The organism is Thermus arciformis, from assembly GCF_900102145.1.
Classification (GTDB): domain Bacteria; phylum Deinococcota; class Deinococci; order Deinococcales; family Thermaceae; genus Thermus; species Thermus arciformis.
On sequence record NZ_FNBC01000024.1, the window covers coordinates 13,804 to 35,153 of the forward strand.

Here is a 21,350-nt window from a genome sequence, read left to right on the forward strand (position 1 = left end):
GCCATGCTCACCTGGGTGGACCTCCTGGCCCTCTGGAGCCTGGCCTTGGGGGTGGCCCTGGGCTACCGGGCGGGGCTTCCCCTGGCCTTCGCCGGGCTTGGGGGGGTCTTGTACCTCCTCCTCGCCCAGCTGGGGCTTTCCGGGGCGGGATGGGGGCTTGGGCTTGGCCTCCTCGCGGGGCTTTTGGCCAAGAGCCTCCCCCTGCCTCCCCTTTCCCGGGGCCTCGAGGGCTTCCTCGGCCTCCTGGGGGGTGGCTTCCTCGGCCTCTTCCTGGCCTTAGCCCTCTGGACGGGCTTCCCCTGGGAGGCGGTGGGGGGAGGCCTCCGCTACCCCTCGGTGAACCTCCCCACCCCCATCTACCAGGGGGTGGCCCAAAGCCCCTTCGCCCGGGAGGCCTTCCTCCTGGCCTGGAAGTACCCCTGGCTCAGGAAGGCCCTGGCCCTAGAGGGCAAGCACCCGCGATAGGGCGAGCAGGCCCCGGTGGATGTCCTTCTTCCGCTCCACCGCCTCCTTGAGGGGGGTGAGCTCCACCTCCCCCGCCACCTCCCCCACCATGACCCCGCTCGTCCCCCCGGCCAGGGCCTCCACCGCCGCCGCCCCCAGGCGGCTCGCCAGGATGCGGTCCTTGGCCGTGGGGCTTCCGCCCCGCTGGATGTGCCCGAGGACCGTGACCCGGGCCTCCACGGCCACGTGCTCCTGGATGGCGGCGAGAAGCCCCGCCGCCCCCCCCGGGTAGGCCCCCTCCGCCACCACCACGATGGAGCTCGTCTTCCCCCGCCTCTGGGACTCCAAAAGCCCCTCGGCGATGGCCTTGGGGTCCACGGGGGCCTCGGGGACGGCGATGACCTCCGCCCCCCCCGCAAGCCCCACGTCCAGGGCGATGAAGCCCGCGTGCCGCCCCATGACCTCTATGAAGAAGACCCGCTCGTGGCTCGCCGCGGTGTCCCGGATGCGGTCAATGGCCTCGAGGGCGGTGTTCACCGCGGTGTCAAAGCCGATGGTGTAGTCCGTGCCGTAGAGGTCGTTGTCAATGGTGCCGGGGACCCCCACCACGGGCAGGCGGAACTCCTCTATGAGGCGGATGGCCCCGCGGAAGGTCCCGTCCCCGCCGATGGCCACCAGGCCTTCTATGCCCGCGGCCTGCAGCTTGGCGTAGGCCTTGGCCCGGCCCTCCTCCGTGAGGAACTCCTGGCTTCTCGCGGTGAGGAGGACCGTCCCCCCCCGCTGGAGGATGTTGGCCACGTCCCGCACCCCTAAGGGCACCATCTCCCCCTGGATCATGCCCGCGTAGCCCCGGCGGATCCCGATGACCTCTATCCCCAGGGCGTAGGCCTGGCGCACCACCGCCCGGATGGCGGCGTTCATGCCGGGGGCGTCCCCCCCGCTGGTGAATACCCCGATCCGCTTCATGGCTCCTCCACGCTAAGACGGTAGGCCTCGTTCCGGGGAAGCCCGGCCTCCACCAGGGCCCGGAAGAGGGCCTTTCCGGAAAGCCCCTGGGCGCGAAACTTCTCTAGGAGGGCTTCGGCTTCCAAAGGCTCGGCCTTCTTGGGCCCCAGGACCAAGACGAACTCCCCCCTGGGCTCTTGGAAATGCTCCAGGGCCTCCTCCAGGCTTCCCCGAAAGATCTCCTCGTGGACCTTGCTCAGCTCCCGGGCCACGGCCACGGGGTGTTTGGGGCCGTACACCGCGAGGAGGTCCTCCAGGGTCTTCCTCAGGCGGTGCGGGCTCTCGTAAAGCACGGCGGTCCTCCCCTCCCGGGCCAGGGCCCAAAGCCTTTCCCGGCGCTCCTTTCCCCTCTTGGGCAGGAAGCCCTCAAAGGTGAAGCGGTGGGTGGGCAGGCCCGAGGCCACCAGGGCGGGGATGAGGGCGGTGGGGCCAGGAAGCGCTTCCACACGCCAGCCCCACTCCAAGGCCTGGCGCACGAGCTCGGCCCCCGGGTCGGAGATCCCCGGGGTGCCCGCGTCCGTGGCGTAGGCCACGTAGCGGTAAGGGGCGAGGAGTTCCCGGGCCCGGCCCACCGTGTGCTGGTCTAAGCGCAGGGTGGGGGTGGGAATCCCGTAGTGCTCCAGGAGAACGCCCGTGCGCCGGGTGTCCTCGCAGGCCACCACCTCCGCCTCCTTGAGGACCCGGAGGGCCCTTAAGGTGATGTCCTCCAGGTTCCCGATGGGGGTGGGCACCAAGACCAGGCGCACGCTAGAGGAGGGGCTTGAGCGTCTTCAGGGCCTGCCGGAAGGGGAACTCGTAGAGGGAGCCCGAGGGGAGGGTGAACTCCAAGAGGTCCGGGGCCCCGGGGAAGAGGACGCGCCGCAGGACCAGGGGGCCCTGGTCCGTTTCCAGGTGCGCGGTGAGGTAGTCGGGCTCCAGGTTGGGCTCGTCCTCGGCCTCCTTGGGGGGTTCCTCCCCCACCCCCTCTTCCAGGCGGCGCAAGGCCTCGGCCAGCTCCACCTTGGCCACCCGCACCTCCTCCTCCAGGGCCCCGTCGGAGAAGCGGAGGACCACCTCGTCCCCCTCGGGGAAGGCCTCGAGGCCCCAAAGGGGCTCGGCTTCCTCGGGCACCTCCACCACCTCCAAGGCGCCGTCGGAAAGCAGGCGGAGCACCGCCCCGCAGGCCTCGCAGTCCAAAAGGTCCCCGGCTTCGTACCCTTCCAAGTCTAAGGTTTCTCCACAGACCGGGCAAACCATAGGCCACCCCCTCGGGGATTCTACCCCCGCCTCAAAGGGACGCCTGCCCCTGGTAGCGGGCCATGCAGGCCCGGACCTCCTCCAAGGCCGCCTCCCGGCCCCGCCAGCCCGTGACCCTGACCCACTTGCCCTTCTTGGCCTCCAGGGCCTTGTAGGTCTCAAAGAAGTGCTGGATCTCCTGCTTCACGCCCTCGGGGACATCCCCGATGTCCCGGATGTGCTCCAGGCGCTGGTCCTCGTGCACCACCCCGAGGATCTTGGCGTCCCCGCCCTTCTCGTCCTCCATGAGGAGGAGGCCCACCACCCGCACCTCCACCACCACGCCAGGCAGGAGGGGGTAGGTGGAGAGGATGAGGCCGTCCAAGGGGTCCCCGTCCTCGGCCAGGGTGGAGGGGATGAAGCCGTAGTCCCCAGGGTAGAACTGGGCTCCCGGCAGGACCCGGTCCAGCTTGACCACCCCCAGGTCGGGGTCGTACTCGTACTTGTTCCCCGAGCCCCGGGGCACCTCAATGACCATGTGGACCACCTCGGGCGCGCCCTTGCCCACGGGAAGGCTCTTGAGGTTCGCCATAGCCCCCCCATTATACGAGGGCCTCCGCCCGGTCCGTGACCAAGGCCTCCACCCCCCAGGCGGCCAGGGCCTGGGCCCGGTCCCGGGCGTTCACCGTCCAGGCCAAGACCCGGTAGCGGGCCCGAAGCCGGGCCACCTCCTCCCGGGTGAGGAGGCCCTCCCAGGGGTGCACCCAGGCCACCCCCAGGCAAGGAGCGAGCTCGGAGGCCTCGGGCTTCTCGTAAAGGAGGCCCAAGGGCCCCACCCCAAGGCGGCGGAGGCGCACCAGGGCCAGGGGGTCAAAGGAGCTCACCCAGATCCGGGGAGAGGGGTAGCGGGCCAGGAGCCGGGCCAGGGCCTCCTCGCGGCCGTCCGTCTCGGGGGGAAGGCTTTTGAGCTCCACGTTGACCCAGGCCTGGGGGAAGGCCTGGAGCACGGCCTCGAGGGTGGGCACGTAGGCGGGAAGCTCCCGGGAGGTGAGGGAGGCCAAGGGAAGACCCTCCAGGGTGAAGTCGTGGTGGACCACCAGGACGCCGTCTCGGGTGAGGTGGACGTCCAGCTCAAACCCGTCCAGGCCCGCCTCCAGGGCCTTGGCGAAGGCCTCCAGGGTGTTCTCCCGCACCCCCTGGGCGAGGCCGCGGTGGCCCAAGCGAAGGAGCACGGGTGGAGTATACAATGGGGCCATGGGCAAGTATGAAGAAGCCTTTTCCCGCACGGGGGAGGTGGCCCTGGCCCGCCTGGAGGGACCGGGGGGGCTTTTGGCCGTGACGGAAACCCACCTGGTCTACGTGGACGACACCGGGGTCCAGCGCCTGGAGCTCGCCCGCATCCGCCGGATAAGCCGGGGGGAAGGGGGAACCCTGGCGGTCCAGGGGGAGGGGGCCTCCTTGTCCATCCCCCTGAAGGCCTTCCCCGTGGAGGAGCTCAAGGGGTTCCTGGAGGGCCTCAAGCCCCATGTGGCCCGGGCCCGCAAGGCCACGAGCGCCCCTCAACCCGCGGCCGCCCCACAGCCCGCCCCCCAGGCCCCGGTGTGGGAGGAGGAAGCCCCGCCTACTCCTCCCCGGCGGGCCTCCGTGGAGCTGGCCCCCGAGCCGGAGGCCCCGGCGCCCCCGCCGGAGGAGGCCTCCGGCGCCCCGCCAAGGGAGGCCTCGAGGAGGCGGAACCCTTTGGCCCTCCCCCTCAAGGTCCTCGCCCTCCTCACCCTGGGCTACACCGTGGCCTTCGCCGCCCTGAACCCCGGGGCCGACCCCTGGGCCCTGGCGGGGGTGGTCCTGGGTGGGCTGGGCCTGGCCTTGACGGAGTGGTCCTTGGCTACCTCCTCCTCGTAGCCCTCCTGGCCCTCCTCGCCCTCTGGCCCAAGCTGGCCCCAAGCCCAAGGCCCGTGAGGGTGGAGGCCTTCGCCGAGGTCTCTTTCGCCCCGCCCGTCCCTGAGCCCATAAGCCTCAACGCCGCCACCCTGGAGGAGCTGGAGGCCCTCCCGGGGGTGGGGCCGGTTCTGGCCCGGCGCATCCTCGAGGCCCGCCCCTACCGGCAGGTGGAGGACCTCCTCCGGGTGAAGGGCATCGGGCCCGCCACCTTGGAACGCCTCCGCCCCTACGTGCGGCCATGAGGAGCCTGGCTTCCCCTGGGGTGGCCCTGGGCTTAGGAGGGCTTCTGGGCGCCCTCGGCCTCTCCCACCCCTGGGCGCTTTCCTTGGCCCTTCTCCTCCTCCCCTGGTACCGCCTTCCCCTGGCCCTGGGGGCGGTCCTGGTCCTCCTCCAGGGCCTCCTCTTCCCCCTCCCGGAACCCCCCCATGGCCTTCGGCTGGAGGGGAGCTTCGCCGTTCGGGGAGGCTTCACCCTGTGGGAGGGAGAGCCCCTGCGCCTGAAGGCCTTCCCCCCTTTGGCCGATGGGGTGTACCGGCTTCGGGGCTACCTGGCCCCTCCCGAGCCCAAGCGCAACCCCGGGGGGTTTGACGAGAAGGCCTGGCTCCTGTCCAGGGGGGTGCGGGGGGTGTTTCACGTGGAACGGGCGGTGCCCCTCGCCCCCCTCCCCGACCCCCAGGGGCCTTTCCGGGAGCGCCTAGGCCAAGGGCTTTCCCCGCCTTCCCGGGAGGTCCTGGAAGGGCTCGTCCTGGGGGACAAGGAGGGCCTGGAAGAGGCCTACGCCGCCTTCCAAAAGGCGGGCCTCGCCCACCTCCTGGCGGTTTCGGGCCTCCACGTGGGCTTCCTGGTGGGGGCGGCGGCCCTCCTGCCCCTGGGGCGGTGGCGCTACCTCATAGCCCTCGCCCTCCTCCCCGTTTACCTCCTCCTCGCCGGGCCAAGCCCCTCCCTGGTGCGGGCGAGCCTCATGGCGGGCCTGTCCCTCCTGGGGCTTTTCCTGGGCCTGGGCGGGGCGGGGGTGCTCCAGGGCCTGGGGCTCGCCCTCTTCCTCCAGCTCCTCCTCCGCCCCGAGGCCTGGCTCTCCCTGGGCTTGCAGCTCTCCTACCTGGCGGTCTTGGGCCTGGCCCTGGTCCTTCCGGCCCTCAGGCTTCCCCCCGGGCCCAGGGGCCACCTCCTCGGGGGGCTTGCCGCAAGCCTCGCCGCCCAGGCCTTCCTCGCCCCTTTGCTCCTCCACCGCTTCGGCTTCCTGCCCCTCCTCGCCCCCCTGGCCAACCTCCTGGCCCTCCCCCTGGTGGCCCTCCTCGTGCCCCTGGGGTTCCTCAAGCTCCTCCTGGGGGGCCTCCTCGTCCCCCTGGTGGAGCCCCTCGCCCAGGGGCTCCTCTTCCTGGCGGGGATCGCAGCCCAAGGGCCCCTCCTCCGCTGGGGGGAGATCGCCCCGGTGGGGTTCGCCCTCTACTACCTGGGCCTTCTCCCCTTCCTCCTCGCCCTTCACAGGAAGCTCCCCTGGCGGCGCGCCTTCCTTCTCGCCACGCTTCCCGTCCTGGCAAGCCTCTTCGCCGCCTGGCCAAAGCCTTTGGACCTCTGGGCCCTGGACGTGGGCCACGGGGACGCCCTTCTCGCCCGGATGGGCGGGGCCGAGGTCCTGGTGGACGGGGGCCGGGCGGAGAAAGGGGAGACCGTGGTGCGGGCCCTCCGGGCCCTGGGGGTGGAGGCCCTGGAGCTTTTGGTGGCCACCCACCCCGACGCCGACCACTACGGGGGGCTTCTGCGGGTGGTGGAGGAGGTCCCCGTGGGCCTCGCCCTCCTCTCCCCCGCCTTCCCCCGGGACCACCCCCTGGTGGAGGCCCTAAAGGCCCGGGGCGTGCCCTTCCGCTTCCCGGGTGCGGGAAGCGAGCTGGCCGTGGGCCGGGGGAGGGTCCGGGCGCTCTGGCCGAAGGCTTTAAGCGGGGAGGACAACCAAGACGGCCTGGTGCTCCTTCTGGACTTCGGAAGGGCGCGGGCCCTCCTCCTGGCGGACGTGCCCGAGGCGGTGGAAAGGGAGCTCGCCGTGGGCCCGGTGGAGGTCCTCAAGGTGAGCCACCACGGCTCCCGCACGGGCACCTCCGAGGCCCTGCTGGCACGGGCCAGGCCCCAGGTGGCCCTCATCGGGGTGGGGGCCAACCCCTTCGGCCACCCCCACCCGGAGGTCCTAAAGCGCCTAAAGGCCCACGGCGTCCAGGTGGCCCGCACGGACCGCATGGGGGCGGTGCGGGTCTTCTTCGGCTACGCCTGGTAGCCGAGGCGCTCCAGGAGGGCCTCCAGCTCCTCCAGGGAGCGGTAATGGATGACCACCCGGCCCCGCTTTCCCCCCACCACCCGCACCGGCAGGCCCAGGTGCCGGGAAAGCTCCAGGGAGAGGGGAGACTCCTCCTTGGCCTTCCGGCCCCGGGCAAGCCGCTCCCTTAAGGCCTCCGCCTGGCGCACGGAAAGCCCCTTGGAAAGGATCTCCCTAAGCCCCCAAAGCCGCTCCTCAGGGGAAAGCATCAGCAGGGCCCGGGCGTGCCCGGCGGTGATCTCCCCCCTTTCCAGGGCCTGAAGCACCTCCTCGGGGAGCTGGAGGAGCCTGAGGGCGTTGGCCACGGTGGAGCGGGCCTTGCCCACCTTTTGGGCCACCTCCTCCTGGGTGAGGCCCATCTCCAAAAGGGCCTGGTACCCCCGGGCCTCCTCCACGGGGGAGAGGTCTTCCCGCTGGAGGTTCTCCACCAGGGCGAGCTCCAAGGCCTCCCGGTCCGTGAGGTCCTTGACCACGGCGGGGACCTCCTGGAGGCCCGCCATCTGCGCCGCCCGGAAGCGCCGCTCCCCGGCCACCAGCTCAAACCCCTCCCCCCTGGGCCGCACCAGGAGGGGCTGGAGGAGGCCCTTTTCCCGAATGGACTGGGCGAGCTCTTCCAGCCCCTCCTGGGGAAAGCGCTTCCTGGGCTGGTGGGGGTTGGGCCGGATGGCCGCCAGGGGCAGGCGCACCACGCTGCCGCTTCCCTTGGGGAGGAGGGCCTCGAGGCCCCTCCCGAGGCCGCTAGCCTTCTTGGACACGGGCCATCACCTCCTCAGCCAGGCGGCGGTAGGCGTGGGCCCCAGGGGAGGTGGGGGCGTGCTGGGCGATGGTGCGGCCGAAGCTTGGCGCCTCCGCCAGGCGCACGCTCCGGGGCACCACCGTCCAGAAGACCAGCTCCCCGAAGTGGCCCCTGAGCTCCGCCTCCACCTGCTGGGAAAGCAGGGTGCGGCCGTCGTACATGGTGATGAGGAGGCCCAAAAGCCGCAAGGCGGGGTTCAGGCGGCCCCGGACCTCCTCCAGGGTGGAGAGCACCCCCGCCACCCCCTCCAGGGCGTAGTACTCCGCCTGCACGGGCACCAGGACCCCCTGGGCCGCCCCCAGGGCGTTTAAGGTGAGGGGGGAGAGGCTTGGGGGGACGTCCAGGAGGGTGAACTCGTACCCCTCGTCCCCCAGGGCCTTGGCCAGGGCCAGGGGGTCCTCCGCCAGCTCCAGGGTGGCCCCCACCAGGTCGGGGGTGGCGGGGAGGAGGTGGAAGGCGTCCACGGCCTGGACCAGGCCCTCCAAGGGCTCCCCCTGGAGCAGGTGGTACACGCCCTTCCGGGGGCGCAGGCCGAGGCCGCTCGTGGCGTTCCCCTGCGGGTCCAGGTCCACCAGGAGCACGCGCTTGCCCATCCGGCCCAGGTAGGCCGCCAGGTTGATGGCGGTGGTGGTCTTCCCCACCCCTCCCTTCTGGTTCACCAAGGCGATGCGGCGCACCTCGCCCTTAGCATAAGGGTTTTTTCTCGGGAACCCCGGGGCGGCGGGGGTAGGCCCTGGGGGTGGGGGCCACCTTGGCGAGAACCACCAGGGCCCTTTCCTCTTCCGAAAGGGGAAGGCGAAGGCGGTGGACCCCCTCCAAAGCCCCCCCCAGGGCGGGAAGGGCCCGGGGCAAGGGCGCAAGCTCCTCCTCCACGCGGGGGCCCTTCTGGGCCACCAGGTACCCCCCCACCCGCAGGAAGGGGAGGGCGAGCTCCGCCAACACGCACAGGGGCGCCACCGCCCGGACCACCACCCGGTGGTAGCCCTCCCGGTGCTCCGGCAGGTGGGCCAGGGCCTCGGCCCGGCCCCACAAGGGGTAGGCCCCCTTCAGGCCCAAGGCCCGCACGGCCTCCTCCAGGAAGGCCACCTTCTTGCGAACGGCGTCCAGGAGGACCACCTCCAGCTCGGGGCGCACGATCTTGAGGGGAAGGCCGGGAAACCCCGCCCCCGTCCCCAGGTCCAGCGCCCTTAGGGGGCCTTCCCAAAGGGGAAGCCGGAGGAGGGTCAGGGAGTCCAGGAAGTGCTTCAGCACCACCTCCTCCTCGGTGCGGAGGGCGGTGAGGTTGACCTTGCGGTTCGCCTCCTGGAGGAGGGCGTAAAGGCGGGAGAAGGCCTCGAGGTGGGGCTCTAGGTCCAGGCCCAGGGCCTTTCCCCCCTCCAGGAGCAGGGCCCGGCCCCTCTCGCTCAGGCCCTCCGGGTGTTTCCCGTGAAACATCAGGCCCCCCGCCGCAGGTGGACGGCCAGGGCCGTGAGGTCGGAGTCCCGCACCCCGGGGACCCGGGCGGCCTCGGCGAGGCTTTTGGGCCGGTGGCGGGAGAGCTTCTCCGCCGCCTCCCGGGAAAGCCCCGGCACCCTGGGGAAGTCCAGCCCCTCGGGGATGCGGAAGGCCTCGAGGTCCTTCATCTTCTCCCGGAGGCGCTCCTGCCGCTCAATGTAGCCCGCGTACTTGGCCCGGATCTCCACCTGCTCCGCTTCCTCGGGGGAAAGGGGCTCGGGCGGGGGGAAGCGCTCCGCCAGGGCCCGGTAGGTGTTCTCCGGCCGCCTAAGCCACTGGAGGCCGGAGACCCCCTCCACCCGAAGGGCCTGAAGGCGCCTAAGCTCCTCCGCCACCCTGCGGTACTTGGCCTCCACCCGCTTTAGGTCCTCCTTGGGCCTCAGGCCCCAGGCCACGGCCAAGGGGACGAGGCGCTCGTCGGCGTTGTCCGCCCGGCAGAGGAGGCGGAGCTCCACCCGGGAGGTCATCATCCGGTAGGGCTCGTCCGTGCCCCGGCCCACGAGGTCGTCCACCAGGACCCCGATGTAGCCGCTTTCCCGGGGGAGGTGGACTTCGGGAAGCCCCAGGGCGAACCGGGCGGCGTTGAGCCCGGCCAGCACCCCTTGGGCCGCCGCCTCCTCGTAGCCCGAGGTGCCGTTCACCTGCCCGGCGCTGAAAAGCCCGGGGAGGAAGCGGGACTGGAGGCCCCGGGTGAGCTCCCTCGGGTCCAGGCTGTCGTACTCCACGGCGTAGGCGTAGCGCTGGATCACCGCCCGCTCAAACCCGGGGAGGGAGCGCACCATCTCCTCCTGGAGCTCGGGAGGGAGGCTTGAGGAGAAGCCCTGGAGGTAGACCTCGGTGGTGGAAAGCCCGTCCGGCTCCACGAAGAGGAGGTGGCTCTCCTTGTCGGCGAAGCGCACCACCTTGTCCTCAATGGAGGGGCAGTACCGGGGGCCGATGCCCTGGATGTCCCCGGCGTAGAGGGGGGAGAGGTGGAGGTTTTCCAGGATGAGGCGGTGGGTGCGCGCCGTGGTGCGGGTCTGCCAGGTGGGGAGCCTGGCGGCATGGGGCCCCGGGTTTCCCGTGAAACTCCCGGGGGGCACCTCGGGGGGGACCACCTCGAGGCGCCCGAAGTCCACGCTGTCCGCGCGGATCCTGGGCGGGGTCCCCGTCTTGAAGCGGCGAAGGGTGTGGCCCACCGCCTTGAAGCTCTGGGAGAGGAAGCGGGCCGGGGGCTCCCCCTGGCGCCCGGCGGGGCGGCTCTTCCTCCCGTACCAGACCACGCCGGAGAGGAAGGTCCCCCCCGCCACCACCACCGCCTTGGCGGGGAGGGCCCGCCCGTCCACGGTGCACACCCCCAAAAGCCTCCCCCCTTCCACCCAAAGGGCCGCCACCTCGCCCCGAAGCACCTCCACGGGCCTCTCCGCCAGGATCTCCTGGGCCTTTAGGGCGTAGAGGTCCCGGTCCACCTGGACCCTGAGGCTTTGCACCGCGGGGCCCTTGGAGCGGTTCAGGACCCGGGTGTGGATAGCCGTGGCGTCCGCCGCCCGGCCCATGAGCCCGCCCAGGGCCACAAGCTCCGCCACCAGCTGGCTCTTCCCCGGCCCCCCCACGGCGGGGTTGCAGGGCATCATGCCGATCCGCTCCGGGTTCACGGTGACGAGGGCCACCCGGACCCCCAAAGCGGCCGCCGCCCAGGCGGCCTCGAGGCCCGCATGGCCCCCGCCCACCACCACCACGTCGTACCCCATCCCGCCCTCCACTTTACCCGAGCCCGTGGCGTAGAATGTTCCCCTGGACGGGGGTGGCCTTGACCCACGAGGCGGTTTGGCAACACGTCCTGGAGCACATCCGGCGCAACATCACCGAGGTGGAGTTCCACACCTGGTTTGAGAGGATCCGTCCCCTGGGCCTAAGGGACGGGGTCTTAGAGCTCGCCGTGCCCACCTCCTTCGCCCTGGACTGGATCCGGCGGCACTACGCCGAGCTCATCCAGGAGGCCCTGGGCCTCCTGGGGGCCCAGGCTCCCCGCTTTGAGCTCAAGGTGGTGCCGGGGGCCGTGGTCCAGGAGGACATCTTCCAGGCCTCCCCCAAGCCGGAAAGCGAAAAACCCAAGCTCAACCCCAAGTACACCTTTGAGAACTTCGTGGTGGGGCCCAACAACTCCATGGCCCACGCCGCGGCGGTGGCCGTGGCCGAGTCCCCGGGCCGCGCCTACAACCCCCTCTTCATCTACGGGGGGGTGGGCCTGGGGAAGACCCACCTGATGCACGCCGTAGGCCACTCCGTGGCCAAGCGCTTCCCCCACCTGAAGATCGAGTACGTCTCCACGGAAACCTTCACCAACGAGCTCATCAACGCCATCCGGGAAGACCGCATGGCGGAGTTTCGCGAGCGCTACCGCTCCGTGGACCTCCTCCTGGTGGACGACATCCAGTTCATCGCCGGCAAGGAGCGGACCCAGGAGGAGTTCTTCCACACCTTTAACGCCCTCTACGAGGCCCACAAGCAGATCATTCTCTCTTCCGACCGGCCGCCCAAGGACATCCTGACCCTCGAGGCCCGCCTCCGGAGCCGCTTTGAGTGGGGGCTCATCACCGACATCCAGCCCCCCGACCTGGAAACCCGCATCGCTATCCTCAAGATGAACGCCGAGCAGCGGGGCCTGAGGGTGAGCGAGGAGGTCCTGGAGTACATCGCCCGGCAGGTCACCTCCAACATCCGCGAGCTGGAAGGCGCCCTCATGCGGGCCATCGCCTACGCCTCCCTAAACGGGGTGGAGCTCACCCGCAGCGTGGCCGCCAAGGCCCTCTCCGACATCTTCGCCCCGCGGGAGGTGGAGGTGGACCCCCAGGAGATCGTGCGCAAGGTGGCCGAGCACTTCGCCCTCCGCCCCGAGGACCTCGTGGGCGGGGGCCGGAGGAAGGAGGTGGTGCTTCCCCGCCAGATCGCCATGTACCTGGTGCGGGAGCTCACCCGCGCCTCCTTGCCCGAGATCGGCCAGCTTTTCGGGGGCCGCGACCACACCACCGTCCTCTACGCCATCCAGAAGATCCAGGAGCTTTCGGAGAGCGACCGGGAGGTGCAAAGCCTCCTGAGGTCCTTGCGGGAGGTGCTGGCGTGACCCCTGTGGATAACCTGTGGATAACCCTGTGGATAAGTGTCCTTTTCCTGTGGATAACCTTGTGGACAACCTGTGGACAACTTCCCCAGGGCGAGGCCCTGTGGAAAACCCGCCACTTATCCACACCTTATCCACAGGCCCGGGCGGGTTTTCCACAGGGGTTATCCACAGGCCCTTTTCCCTTCCAGACGGCCTTCCTGCCCCCTTATCCACATATCCACAGCCCCTACTACTACGGCTACGGATCTTTTAAAGCTTTAAAAAGACTTTAGTAGTAACAGTAGAAGGAGGAGCGGAGAATGAAAGTAGCCCTTCCAAAAAACCTTTTGGCCGAGCAGATCGCCCTCCTGGAGCGGGTGATCCCCTCCCGGAGCTCCAACCCGCTTCTTACCTACGCGGGCCTGGCCGTGGGGCCGGAAACCCTGGTCCTCTTCGGCTCCAACGGGGAGGTGGACCTGGAGGTCCGCCTCCCCGCCCAGGTCCAGGGGGAAGGGGCCTACCTGGTGCCCTCCCAGCCCTTCTTCCAGCTGGTGCGGAGCCTCCCCGGGGAGGAGGCCCTCCTTTCCCTGGAGAGGGAGCTTGAGCTTTCCTCCGGCCGCTTCACCACCCGGCTGAGCCTGGCCCCCATGGAGGGCTACCCCGAGCTCCTCTTCCCCGAGCCTGGGGGTCCGAGCGAGGCCTTTCCCCTCCAGGCCACCCTGCCCGCAGGGGACCTCCTCCGCCTCCTCACCCAGGTGCGCTACGCCGCCAGCAACGAGGAGTACCGGGCCATCTTCCGGGGGGTGCAGCTGGAGTTCTCCCCAGGGGGGCTTAGGGCGGTGGCCTCCGACGGCTACCGCCTCGCCCTCTCGGAGCTTCCGACGCCCCAGCCCTTCGCCAAGAAGGCGGTGGTCCCCGCCCGGAGCGCCGACGAGGTGGTCCGGGTTCTGAAGGCCTTGGGGGAGGGGGAGGTGGCCTTGGCCTTGGGCCCTGGGACCCTGGGGCTCGCCATGCGGGGGGAAGGCGCGGAGATGCGCATGGCCGTGCGCCTCATGGAGGGGGAGTTTCCCGACTACGAGAAGGTGATCCCCAAGGACTTCCCCCTGAGGGTGCGCCTTCAGGTGGAGCCCTTCCGGGAGGCCCTGCGGCGGGTGAGCGTGCTTTCCGACCGGCAGAACCACCGGGTGGACCTCCTCTTCCAGGAGGGGCGGGCCCTCCTTTCTGCAGAGGGGGATTACGGCAAGGGCCAGGAGGAGGTGGCGGTGGCCATGGAGGGCACCCCCATGGGCCTCGCCTACAACGCCCGCTACCTCCTGGAGGCCCTGGCCCCCCTGGAGGGGGAGGCCTTCTTGGAGATGAGCGGCCCCACCAGCCCCACCCTGGTGCGCCCTTCCGGGGAAGGGGGGTATAGGGCCGTGGTGGTGCCCCTGAGGGTGTAGGCTGGGAGAGGGAAGGCGTGAAGCGCTTCCACAGGAGGTGCCCATGACCACGATCGTCGGCGTGAAGGCGCGGGAGGTGCTGGACTCCCGGGGTTTTCCCACGGTGGAGGCCGAGGTGGAGCTGGAGGGGGGGGTGCGGGGCCGGGCCATGGTGCCCTCCGGGGCCTCCACCGGAACCCACGAGGCCCTGGAGCTCAGGGACGGCGGCAGGCGCTACCTGGGCAAGGGGGTGCGCCGGGCGGTGGAGAACGTCAACGAGCGCATCGCCCCCGAGCTCATCGGGATGGACGCCCTGGACCAGGAGGGGGTGGACCGGGCCATGCGGGAGCTGGACGGCACCCCCAACAAGGCCAACCTGGGGGCGAACGCCATCCTGGCCGTGTCCTTGGCCACGGCCCGGGCGGCGGCCGAGGCCCTGGGCCTGCCCCTTTACCGCTACCTGGGCGGGGTCCAGGGGGTCACCCTTCCCGTGCCCCTCATGAACGTCATCAACGGCGGCAAGCACGCGGACAACCGGGTGGACTTCCAGGAGTTCATGCTGGTGCCCGCCGGGGCGGAAAGCTTCGCCGAGGCCTTGAGGATCGGGGCCGAGGTCTTCCACACCCTCAAGGCCGTCCTCAAGGAGAGGGGCTATAGCACCAACGTGGGGGACGAGGGCGGTTTCGCCCCGGAGCTCAAGGCGAACGAGGAGGCGGTGGAGCTTTTGCTCCTCGCCATTGAGCGGGCGGGGTACACCCCGGGCCAGGAGGTCTCCCTGGCCCTGGACCCGGCCACGAGCGAGCTCTACCGGGACGGGAAGTACCACCTGGAAGGGGAGGGCAAGGTCCTTTCCTCGGAGGAGATGGTGGCCTTCTGGGAGGCCTGGGTGGAGAAGTACCCCATCCGCTCCATTGAGGACGGCCTGGCCGAGGACGATTGGGAGGGGTGGCGGCTTCTCACCGAGCGCCTGGGGGGGAAGGTCCAGCTCGTGGGGGACGACCTCTTCGTCACCAACCCAGAGAGGCTCCGGATGGGGATTGAGCGGGGCGTGGCCAACGCCATCCTGGTCAAGGTGAACCAGATCGGCACCCTCTCGGAGACCCTCGAGGCCATCCGCCTGGCTCAGCGCTCGGGGTACCGGGCGGTGATCAGCCACCGCTCCGGGGAGACGGAGGACAGCTTCATCGCCGACCTCGCCGTGGCGGTGAACGCCGGGCAGATCAAGACCGGCTCCCTTTCCCGCTCCGACCGCCTGGCCAAGTACAACCAGCTTCTGCGCATTGAGGAGGAGCTGGGCCGGGCGGCCCGCTTCCTGGGCTATGGGGCCTTTTAAGCGCACCAAGATCGTGGCCACCCTGGGCCCGGCCACAGACACCAAGGAGGCCATCCGGGCCCTGGCCGAGGCGGGGGCCGACGTCTTCCGGATGAACTTCAGCCACGGCCTCCCCGAGGACCACCGGAGGCGGGCCGCTTGGGTGCGGGAGGTGTCCCAGGAACTGGGCAAGACCCTGGCCCTGCTCCAGGACCTCCAGGGGCCCAAGATCCGCGTGGGCCGCTTTAGGGAGGGGCGGGTGGAGCTCAAGGCGGGTGCGCCCTTCGTCCTCACCCGCCTTCCCGTGGAAGGGGACGAGCGGCGGGTTTCCGTGAGCTACCCGGGCCTCCCCGAGGACGTGAGCCCCGGTCAGGTGCTCCTTCTGGACGACGGGCGGATCCGCCTCCGGGTGGTGAAGGTGGAGGGGGACGAGATCCACACCCTCGTGGAGGTGGGGGGGGTGCTCTCCGACCACAAGGGCGTCAACGTGCCCGGGTCCGACCTCTCCCTCCCCGCCCTCTCGGAAAAGGACATCCAGGACCTGGCCCTGGGGGCGGAGATCGGGGTGGACTGGGTGGCGGTCTCCTTCGTGCGCACCCGGGACGACCTCCTCCTCGCCCGGCACTACCTCTCCCGCTACGGCTCCCGGGCCCGGCTCATGGCCAAGGTTGAGAAGCCCTCGGCCGTGGCCCGCTTTGAGGAGATCCTGGAGGAGGCGGACGGGATCATGGTGGCCCGGGGGGACCTGGGGGTGGAGATGCCTTTGGAAGAGGTGCCCATCGTGCAAAAGCGCCTCATCCTCCGGTGCATCGCCGCCGGGAAGCCCGTGATCACCGCCACCCAGATGCTGGAGTCCATGGTGCAAAACCCAAGCCCCACCCGCGCCGAGGCCTCCGACGTGGCCAACGCCATCTTTGACGGGACGGACGCGGTGATGCTCTCCGCGGAGACCGCCGCCGGGGCCTACCCCGTGGAGGCCGTGGCCATGATGGCGAGGATCGCCAAGGCCGTGGAGTCTTCCCCCGAGTTCCTGCAGAAGCTCAACGTCTTAAGGCCTTCCCCCACCCCCACCACCCAAGACGCCATCGCCCAGGCGGCGGACGACATCGTGGAGGCCGTGGGGGCTAAGGCCATCGTGGTCTTCACCGCCACGGGAAGCTCCGCCCGCCGCATCGCCCGCACCCGGCCCCAGGTGCCCATCCTGGCCTTGACCCCGAGCCTCGAGGTGCGCAACCAGCTGGCCTTGGTCTGGGGGGTCATCCCCCACCTGGCCCCGGACCCAAAGGACACGGACGACATGGTGCGCATCGCCCTGCAAGCGGTGAAGGCCCTGGGCCTGGCCCAGGTGGGGGAGCGGGTGGTCATCGCCGCCGGGGTGCCCTTCGGGGTGCGGGGCACCACCAACCTCCTCCGGGTGGAGCGGGTGGCCTAAGGGAAGAGGGCCAGGGCGCTCACCACGGGCCTAGGCGAGCCCGAGTAGGGGCTTCTTAGCTTCCCCTTCACCCAGAGCTGGGCCGAACCGCCCCCGTCCATCCTGAGCGCGTTCCAGGCCCCCAAGGAAAGGAGGGCCCGGGCCAGGGCCCCGGGGGTGGTGGGTTCGGAGACGAGGAGCCAGAGCTTCCCCTCCTTCGTCCAGGCCACCGCCGCCTGGGGGGCCACGGCCTGGAGGGGTCTTGGGTCCTTGAAGTTCTCCGCGGCGGGGTCGTAGGCGTACCGGCCCTCCTTGAGGAGGAGGGGGCCGCCCTCCAGGGCGTAGCGGAAGGGGGGGTCCAAGCGCCCGTAAAGGGAAAGCCGCTCCCCGGGGCCCAAGGGGAAGGGCGGGGCCCCCTTGGGGAAGGCGAGGGCCCAGTGCCCCGGGGGAAGCTCCGCCGGGGCGGGGAGGAGGGCCACCACCCGGTCCTCCCGTACCAGGGCCACCTCCTCCCCCTCCCGCCCCACGGTCCCCGGCACCGTGTGGGCGGTGTAGCGGGCGCGGGAGGCGTTCACCCCCACCCGGACCCGGCTCCCGTCCGGCCCCACCGCCTCGGCCACGAACTGGGGGAAGCCGAGGAAAAAGGTGAACTCGTCCCAAAGCAGGGCCACCCGGCCGTAGGGGTAAGAGACCGTCACCCCGTCCTGCACCCAAAGCCCGATGGGGGTGCCCGTCTTCGGGTCAAAGTAGCCGCCGTTCAAGACGGCGAGGGCCCCCGGGGCCAGGTCCTTGGGAAGCGCCCTCTTCCCCGGGGTGCCCACGGGGAGGAGCCTTCCCCGTTCCGCCTCCACCAGGTAAAGCCTAAGGGGCTCGGGGGCGAAGCCGTAGACCTCCCGGTAGCGCACCCCGGGGGAGAGGACCTCCTCTACCTCGGGGGCGAGGAGGTAGAGGTCCAGGACCAGGCGGGGGGGGTCTTGAAGGGGGAAGAGGCGGTGGTAGAGGTGGCCCTGTTCCGCCCTCAGGGCGAGCTCGGTGGCCTCGGGGAGAAGGCGGACCCTGGCCTTTAGGCCCTTAGGCCAGGGGGCCTTGAGGAGGTCCGGGGCGAGGTAGGGAAGGCGGAGGGTGGCCTCCCCTTCCCCCCGCCCCTCCCGGGGCTCGGCCGGGTAGGGGGCGGGCAGGTCCAGGACCACCCGGAGGCCTTTGGGCTTCTCCCCGAAGCGCACCCCCGCCTCCGCCACCCGGAAGTACCCCAGGGCCTTCAGCGCCTCCAAGGGGAAAAGCTCCCCTTGGGGCGGGGGAAGCTCCGCCCCCAAGGGCTCGCTCCAGCCCACCCCGGGGACGTAGACGAAGCGCTTCCCGCCCCCCTGGTACACCCAGGCCCCCCCTTCCTCCCGGAAGGTGAGCCCCAGCTGTTCCACGGGAAGGAGGGTCTGGCCTAGGCCAAGGCCGAAAAGGAGGAGGAGGGCAAACCGCCTCATCCTCCCAGGAAACCAAAACTTTCTGAGAAGCGGATGGAGCCTTATACCCTTTCCCCGAGCTTCCTTGGCCCAGCTGGCCCGGGGAAGCCCCTTGCGGACCCCCATGCTGGCGCAAGCCAGCATGGGGTGGGATTACCCCTTGACCACGATGAGGGGCCTGAGGCGGGCCACCTTTTTCCCGATCCCCGCTCCCTCCACCGCCTCCACCACCAAGGAGACGTCCTTGTAGGCCTCGGGCATCTCCTCGTCCACCGTGGCCCGGGTGGCGGCCCGCACCAGGATGCCCCTTTCCGCAAGCTCCTTCACCAGGTTCCGCTCCCGGGCCACCCGTTTGGCCTGGTGGCGGCTCATCTTGCGCCCGGCCCCGTGGCAGCTACTTCCGAAGGAAACCGCCATGGCCTTTTCCGTCCCCGCGAGGACGTAGGAGTAGCGGCCCATATCCCCGGGCACCAAAACGGGCTGGCCCACCCGGCAGTAGGCCTCGGGGACCTCCGGGTGGCCGGGGCCGAAGGCCCGGGTGGCCCCCTTGCGGTGGACGAGGACCCGCCTGCCCCCGTGCTCCTCAAACTTGGCGTTGTTGTGGGCGAGGTCGTAGAGGACCCTGAGGCCGTGGTCCCTGGGGGTAAAGCCCACCTTCTCAAAGGCCTCTCGGACGAAGTGGGCGATGAGCTGGCGGTTGGCGAAGGCGAAGTTGGCGGCGGCGGCCATGGCCTGGAGGTAGTCCTGGCCCTCAGGGCTCTTTATGGGGGCGGCGGCGAGCTGCTTGTCCACGAGCTCAATGCCGTACCGGGGGGCGGCTTTGAGGAAGCGCTCCACGTAGTCCTGGCAGACCTGGTGGCCTAAGCCCCGGCTTCCCGTGTGGATGAGGACGGTGATCTGGCCCTTGAAGAGCCCGTAGGCCTCGGCCGCCTCTTCGTCGTAGACCTCGTCCACGTACTGCACCTCGAGGAAGTGGTTCCCGCTTCCTAAGGTGCCGATCTGGGGCGCCCCCCGCTCAAAGGCCCTTTCCGAGACCTTGTCGGGGTTGGCCCAGGGGAGGCGGCCTTGGGACTCAATGAAGCCCAGGTCCTCGGGGTAGCCAAAGCCCCGCTTCACGAGCCAGCCCGCCCCCTCCTTGAGGATCTCCTTGAGCTCCTTTTTGCTAAAGCGCACGTCCCGCCGTTCGCTTCCCACCCCCGAGGGGACGAGGCGGTAGAGGGCGTCGGCGAGCTCCTTCTGGCGGGGGAGGAGGTCTTCTAGGGTGAGGTGGGAGGCGAGGAGGCGGACGCCGCAGTTGGAGACCACGAACCCCTCGGCCACGAAGTTGTGGTCCGGGTGGGCCATGGAAAGGTCGTACACCTTTCCCCCGTAAGGCACCCGCTCCACGGCCACCACCCGGTCAAAGAGCATCGCCCCCTGCGCCGCCACAAACTCGGGGAAGGTGGGAAAGCCCTGGGGCCGGAAAGCGCCCCGCTTCTCGTAAAGCGTCCGCTCTGCGAAGCGGCGGGAGACCCCAAGCCGGTGGGCGATGGCCGCCACCTTCTCGCCGGCCTCCTGCAGGGCCAAAACCTCCGCGGCCATAGCCTCCCTCCGAGCCAGGTGGGCCTGCTTGAGGCGGAGGTAAAGGGCGGCGAGAAGGGCGAGGCGCGCCTTCTTAGGAGCGTAGGCGTAGCCCACCTCCTCGTAAAGCCGGGCGAGGTTCTCCGGCGTGGAGCGGAGGATGAGCTTGAAGCGGTGAGAGGGGTCCTCGGGTTCCTCCCAGTCGGCCTCCTCGCGAAGGTCCTGGACCTCGAGGCCCAAGGAGGCCACCAGGCGGGCGAGGTCTTCGGTGAAGGCACGCCCTTCCTCCAGGAAGCTTCGGCGCTTGGATTGGGAAAGCACCGGAGGGACCAGGTTGTACCCGTGGCCGCTTACGGCCTTGGGCGCGGAAAGCTCTGCCCCGAAAAGGCCCGCGAGGAAGTTCGCCTTAAGCCAGGGAGGAAGGGCAAAGAGCCAAGCAGGCAGCCTGAAGCCCTGCTTGGCCTTGGCCCCCTCAGGGAGGCCGAGGGCGCGGAAGAGGAGGAAGAGGGCACGGGAAGACACCTTCAGACCCGCCTCCACCGCGTCAAAGGTTCGCCCCCGGAAGGCGTGGTTGCGGCGGCGCAAGTAGGGTCCCCCTGCCCGGAACCCCAGACGTTCCAGGTCGGCTTTGGCCTCCCGCAACCCCTCCTCCTCCCCGTAGAGGACCAGGTAGGCCCGCCCCCCGGAGCGGTAGAGGGTGCCGTCCCCCAGGGCGTAGCCCAAGAGGCGGAGGAGGGCGGGGAGGTGGGGATGGTCCGCCCGGAGGGGAAGAAGGCCCCGCGCCCGGAGTTCCCGGGGCGCCTGGGGAAAGCCGAGGGTCCGGGCCCAGGCCTCCGCTTCCTCCTCCTCGAGGAGGGATAGGGGTGGGGGGAGCTCGTAGGGAAGGCCCCGGAAGGGGTGGACCGCCACCCGGTCCCCCGGCCGCAAGGCGCCCGCAGGCCGCATCCCCTCAGGGGTGTAGAGGGGGTGGTCCGGGGTCGCCTCCAGGACGAACCCGCCCTCGGTGCGGAGCCTAAGGAGTTCCTCCGCCTCCCGGGAAAGGAGAAGCGCCGCCTGGGCCGCTTCCGGGCGCTCCCCAAGCCGCCACACCACCAGGTTGGGGGCTCTTTCCTCCGCCAGCTCCTCTATGGGGCGGGTGTACCCGTCGCGGAAGAGGATCCGGGTTCCTGGGGGCAGGCAGTTGATGTCAAACCCTACGCCGCCCGGGCTCACCACCCCGCCCTCCTCCGGGTCAAAGGCCGCCACCCCCCCGATGGGGAAGCCGTAGCCCCAGTGGATGTCGGGCATGGCCAAAGCGGGCTCCACGATGCCGGGGAGGGTGGCCACGTTCATGAGCTGCTGCAAGGAGGCGTAGTTTTCCGCCTCGAGGTCCCTTAAGATCTCCTCCGAGGCGAAGAAGACCGCGTCCACCCGCATCTTCCCCTGGCGGGGGATGCGGTAGGTGAAAGGGGCGATCTTCTCAAAGCGCATGGCGCCCTCCAAAACAAAACCGCCGGGCTTTAGGGCCCGGGCTTATCCTTACCATACCCGCTTATGCGTTATGCGTCAAGGCTATGTAGTCGGTCAACACATTTGAGACTCTGTGGGGACCGCCTCCCCCCGTATTCTAGCCAGGTACTCTAAAGGGGCCAGGCCCCCCAAGGCCCGGTGGGGTCGCCGGCGGTTGTAGTGGTCCAGGTAGGCGTCAAGCTCCCTTTGGAGCTCGGGGATCTGTGAAGGCAACGGTCGTGTGTAGAACTCATCCCTAAAGGTCCGCTGCATCCGCTCCACGTGACCATTGAGCTTGGGGCTCCTCGGAGGAAGAACGAAGAGCTTAACGCCCAAACGTTCACAGGCCTCCTCAAAATCGGACATAAACTCGCTGCCCCCATCCACCTGCACCGCACGGATAGGAAAAGGCGCTCGCACCA

At 70.1% G+C, this 21,350-nt stretch carries 19 protein-coding genes and 2 pseudogenes; 8 read left to right on the forward strand and 13 right to left on the reverse strand.

The features are described from left to right. Nucleotides 1–3: 3 nt before the first annotated feature. Nucleotides 4–465, forward strand: a complete 462-nt coding sequence (locus tag BLP62_RS08910; RefSeq protein ID WP_093007864.1) for a hypothetical protein — start codon at nucleotides 4–6, stop codon at nucleotides 463–465. Here the strand turns inward: BLP62_RS08910 and pfkA are convergent. Genes pfkA through BLP62_RS08935 form a run of 5 tightly spaced genes read right to left on the reverse strand, consistent with a single transcriptional unit; the run spans nucleotide 442 to nucleotide 3,896 of the window. Then, on the reverse strand, nucleotides 442–1,410 hold the full coding sequence (gene pfkA, locus BLP62_RS08915; RefSeq protein WP_093007866.1) for a 6-phosphofructokinase: 969 nt from the start codon (nucleotides 1,408–1,410) through the stop codon (nucleotides 442–444). The two genes, BLP62_RS08910 and pfkA, sit on opposite strands and share 24 nt — an antisense overlap. Next, nucleotides 1,407–2,195, reverse strand: a complete 789-nt coding sequence (gene rsmI / locus BLP62_RS08920; RefSeq protein ID WP_093007868.1) for a 16S rRNA (cytidine(1402)-2'-O)-methyltransferase — start codon at nucleotides 2,193–2,195, stop codon at nucleotides 1,407–1,409. Before rsmI ends, pfkA begins: the two co-directional genes overlap by 4 nt. A 1-nt stretch (nucleotide 2,196) precedes the next feature. After that, nucleotides 2,197–2,685, reverse strand: a complete 489-nt coding sequence (locus BLP62_RS08925; protein WP_093007870.1) for a TFIIB-type zinc ribbon-containing protein — start codon at nucleotides 2,683–2,685, stop codon at nucleotides 2,197–2,199. Nucleotides 2,686–2,716: 31 nt separating this feature from the next. Beyond that, nucleotides 2,717–3,256: an inorganic diphosphatase gene (locus tag BLP62_RS08930; RefSeq protein ID WP_093007872.1), complete on the reverse strand. Its 540-nt coding sequence runs from the start codon at nucleotides 3,254–3,256 to the stop codon at nucleotides 2,717–2,719. A gap of 10 nt (nucleotides 3,257–3,266) precedes the next feature. Next, nucleotides 3,267–3,896 (reverse strand): glycerophosphodiester phosphodiesterase, encoded by a 630-nt coding sequence (locus BLP62_RS08935; RefSeq protein WP_093007874.1) that lies wholly within the window; start codon nucleotides 3,894–3,896, stop codon nucleotides 3,267–3,269. 22 nt (nucleotides 3,897–3,918) lie between these two features. On the opposite strand from BLP62_RS08935, the gene BLP62_RS08940 reads away from it, so the two are divergent. The 3 genes from BLP62_RS08940 to BLP62_RS08950 are packed head-to-tail and all read left to right on the forward strand — an operon-like array spanning nucleotide 3,919 to nucleotide 6,871. After that, complete coding sequence (locus BLP62_RS08940) at nucleotides 3,919–4,563, forward strand: hypothetical protein (protein ID WP_093007876.1); 645 nt, start codon at nucleotides 3,919–3,921, stop codon at nucleotides 4,561–4,563. Next, complete coding sequence (locus BLP62_RS08945) at nucleotides 4,536–4,844, forward strand: ComEA family DNA-binding protein (protein ID WP_093007878.1); 309 nt, start codon at nucleotides 4,536–4,538, stop codon at nucleotides 4,842–4,844. Before BLP62_RS08940 ends, BLP62_RS08945 begins: the two co-directional genes overlap by 28 nt. Next, on the forward strand, nucleotides 4,841–6,871 hold the full coding sequence (locus tag BLP62_RS08950; protein WP_093007880.1) for a DNA internalization-related competence protein ComEC/Rec2: 2,031 nt from the start codon (nucleotides 4,841–4,843) through the stop codon (nucleotides 6,869–6,871). Before BLP62_RS08945 ends, BLP62_RS08950 begins: the two co-directional genes overlap by 4 nt. On the opposite strand, the gene BLP62_RS08955 is transcribed toward BLP62_RS08950, so the two are convergent. The 4 genes from BLP62_RS08955 to mnmG are packed head-to-tail and all read right to left on the reverse strand — an operon-like array spanning nucleotide 6,859 to nucleotide 10,942. Further along, entirely contained in the window at nucleotides 6,859–7,665 is an 807-nt protein-coding gene (locus BLP62_RS08955) for a ParB/RepB/Spo0J family partition protein (protein WP_093007882.1), read from the reverse strand. The genes BLP62_RS08950 and BLP62_RS08955 overlap by 13 nt on opposite strands. Next, nucleotides 7,649–8,383 carry a ParA family protein gene (locus tag BLP62_RS08960; protein WP_093007884.1) on the reverse strand — a complete coding sequence of 245 codons (735 nt, stop codon included), beginning with the start codon at nucleotides 8,381–8,383 and terminating at the stop codon, nucleotides 7,649–7,651. The genes BLP62_RS08955 and BLP62_RS08960 overlap by 17 nt, the downstream gene beginning before the upstream one ends. Before the next feature lie 7 nt (nucleotides 8,384–8,390). Continuing rightward, nucleotides 8,391–9,140 carry a 16S rRNA (guanine(527)-N(7))-methyltransferase RsmG gene (gene rsmG, locus BLP62_RS08965; RefSeq protein WP_093007886.1) on the reverse strand — a complete coding sequence of 250 codons (750 nt, stop codon included), beginning with the start codon at nucleotides 9,138–9,140 and terminating at the stop codon, nucleotides 8,391–8,393. Further along, nucleotides 9,140–10,942, reverse strand: a complete 1,803-nt coding sequence (mnmG, locus tag BLP62_RS08970; RefSeq protein WP_338155571.1) for a tRNA uridine-5-carboxymethylaminomethyl(34) synthesis enzyme MnmG — start codon at nucleotides 10,940–10,942, stop codon at nucleotides 9,140–9,142. Before mnmG ends, rsmG begins: the two co-directional genes overlap by 1 nt. A 47-nt stretch (nucleotides 10,943–10,989) precedes the next feature. On the opposite strand from mnmG, the gene dnaA reads away from it, so the two are divergent. From dnaA to pyk, 4 genes are all read left to right on the forward strand, one after another. After that, nucleotides 10,990–12,303, forward strand: a complete 1,314-nt coding sequence (gene dnaA, locus BLP62_RS08975; protein WP_093007906.1) for a chromosomal replication initiator protein DnaA — start codon at nucleotides 10,990–10,992, stop codon at nucleotides 12,301–12,303. 299 nt (nucleotides 12,304–12,602) lie between these two features. Continuing rightward, the gene (gene dnaN / locus BLP62_RS08980) at nucleotides 12,603–13,721 is read left to right on the forward strand and encodes a DNA polymerase III subunit beta (RefSeq protein ID WP_093007890.1); all 1,119 of its coding nucleotides are present in this window, start codon (nucleotides 12,603–12,605) and stop codon (nucleotides 13,719–13,721) included. Nucleotides 13,722–13,764: 43 nt separating this feature from the next. Continuing rightward, nucleotides 13,765–15,033 carry a phosphopyruvate hydratase gene (eno, locus tag BLP62_RS08985; protein WP_093007892.1) on the forward strand — a complete coding sequence of 423 codons (1,269 nt, stop codon included), beginning with the start codon at nucleotides 13,765–13,767 and terminating at the stop codon, nucleotides 15,031–15,033. Then, a complete protein-coding gene (gene pyk, locus BLP62_RS08990; protein WP_093007894.1) occupies nucleotides 15,020–16,444 on the forward strand; it encodes a pyruvate kinase in 1,425 nt (474 codons plus the stop codon). The genes eno and pyk overlap by 14 nt, the downstream gene beginning before the upstream one ends. On the opposite strand, the gene BLP62_RS08995 is transcribed toward pyk, so the two are convergent. The 4 genes and pseudogenes from BLP62_RS08995 to BLP62_RS09005 form a co-directional block, all read right to left on the reverse strand. Next, nucleotides 16,441–17,901 (reverse strand): phosphodiester glycosidase family protein, encoded by a 1,461-nt coding sequence (locus tag BLP62_RS08995; RefSeq protein WP_093007896.1) that lies wholly within the window; start codon nucleotides 17,899–17,901, stop codon nucleotides 16,441–16,443. The two genes, pyk and BLP62_RS08995, sit on opposite strands and share 4 nt — an antisense overlap. A gap of 132 nt (nucleotides 17,902–18,033) precedes the next feature. After that, complete coding sequence (locus tag BLP62_RS09000) at nucleotides 18,034–20,655, reverse strand: RtcB family protein (protein ID WP_338155572.1); 2,622 nt, start codon at nucleotides 20,653–20,655, stop codon at nucleotides 18,034–18,036. Then, nucleotides 20,629–20,910 (reverse strand): annotated as a pseudogene (locus BLP62_RS14505) (RtcB family protein); the annotation flags it as partial. The pseudogene BLP62_RS14505 and the gene BLP62_RS09000, both read right to left, overlap by 27 nt. Before the next feature lie 61 nt (nucleotides 20,911–20,971). Further along, nucleotides 20,972–21,350: pseudogene (locus BLP62_RS09005) on the reverse strand (integrase core domain-containing protein); the annotation flags it as partial.

What these genes read in the sequence shown, in the direction of transcription:
- BLP62_RS08910 (WP_093007864.1), top strand. Translation starts at nt 4, where the DNA reads ATGCTCACCTGGGTGGACCTCCTGGCCCTCTGGAGCCTGGCCTTGGGG.
- pfkA (WP_093007866.1), bottom strand. Translation starts at nt 1,410, where the DNA reads ATGAAGCGGATCGGGGTATTCACCAGCGGGGGGGACGCCCCCGGCATG.
- BLP62_RS08925 (WP_093007870.1), bottom strand. Translation starts at nt 2,685, where the DNA reads ATGGTTTGCCCGGTCTGTGGAGAAACCTTAGACTTGGAAGGGTACGAA.
- BLP62_RS08930 (WP_093007872.1), bottom strand. Translation starts at nt 3,256, where the DNA reads ATGGCGAACCTCAAGAGCCTTCCCGTGGGCAAGGGCGCGCCCGAGGTG.
- BLP62_RS08940 (WP_093007876.1), top strand. Translation starts at nt 3,919, where the DNA reads ATGGGCAAGTATGAAGAAGCCTTTTCCCGCACGGGGGAGGTGGCCCTG.
- BLP62_RS08950 (WP_093007880.1), top strand. Translation starts at nt 4,841, where the DNA reads ATGAGGAGCCTGGCTTCCCCTGGGGTGGCCCTGGGCTTAGGAGGGCTT.
- rsmG (WP_093007886.1), bottom strand. Translation starts at nt 9,140, where the DNA reads ATGTTTCACGGGAAACACCCGGAGGGCCTGAGCGAGAGGGGCCGGGCC.
- dnaN (WP_093007890.1), top strand. Translation starts at nt 12,603, where the DNA reads ATGAAAGTAGCCCTTCCAAAAAACCTTTTGGCCGAGCAGATCGCCCTC.
- eno (WP_093007892.1), top strand. Translation starts at nt 13,765, where the DNA reads ATGACCACGATCGTCGGCGTGAAGGCGCGGGAGGTGCTGGACTCCCGG.
- pyk (WP_093007894.1), top strand. Translation starts at nt 15,020, where the DNA reads ATGGGGCCTTTTAAGCGCACCAAGATCGTGGCCACCCTGGGCCCGGCC.
- BLP62_RS08995 (WP_093007896.1), bottom strand. Translation starts at nt 17,901, where the DNA reads ATGAGGCGGTTTGCCCTCCTCCTCCTTTTCGGCCTTGGCCTAGGCCAG.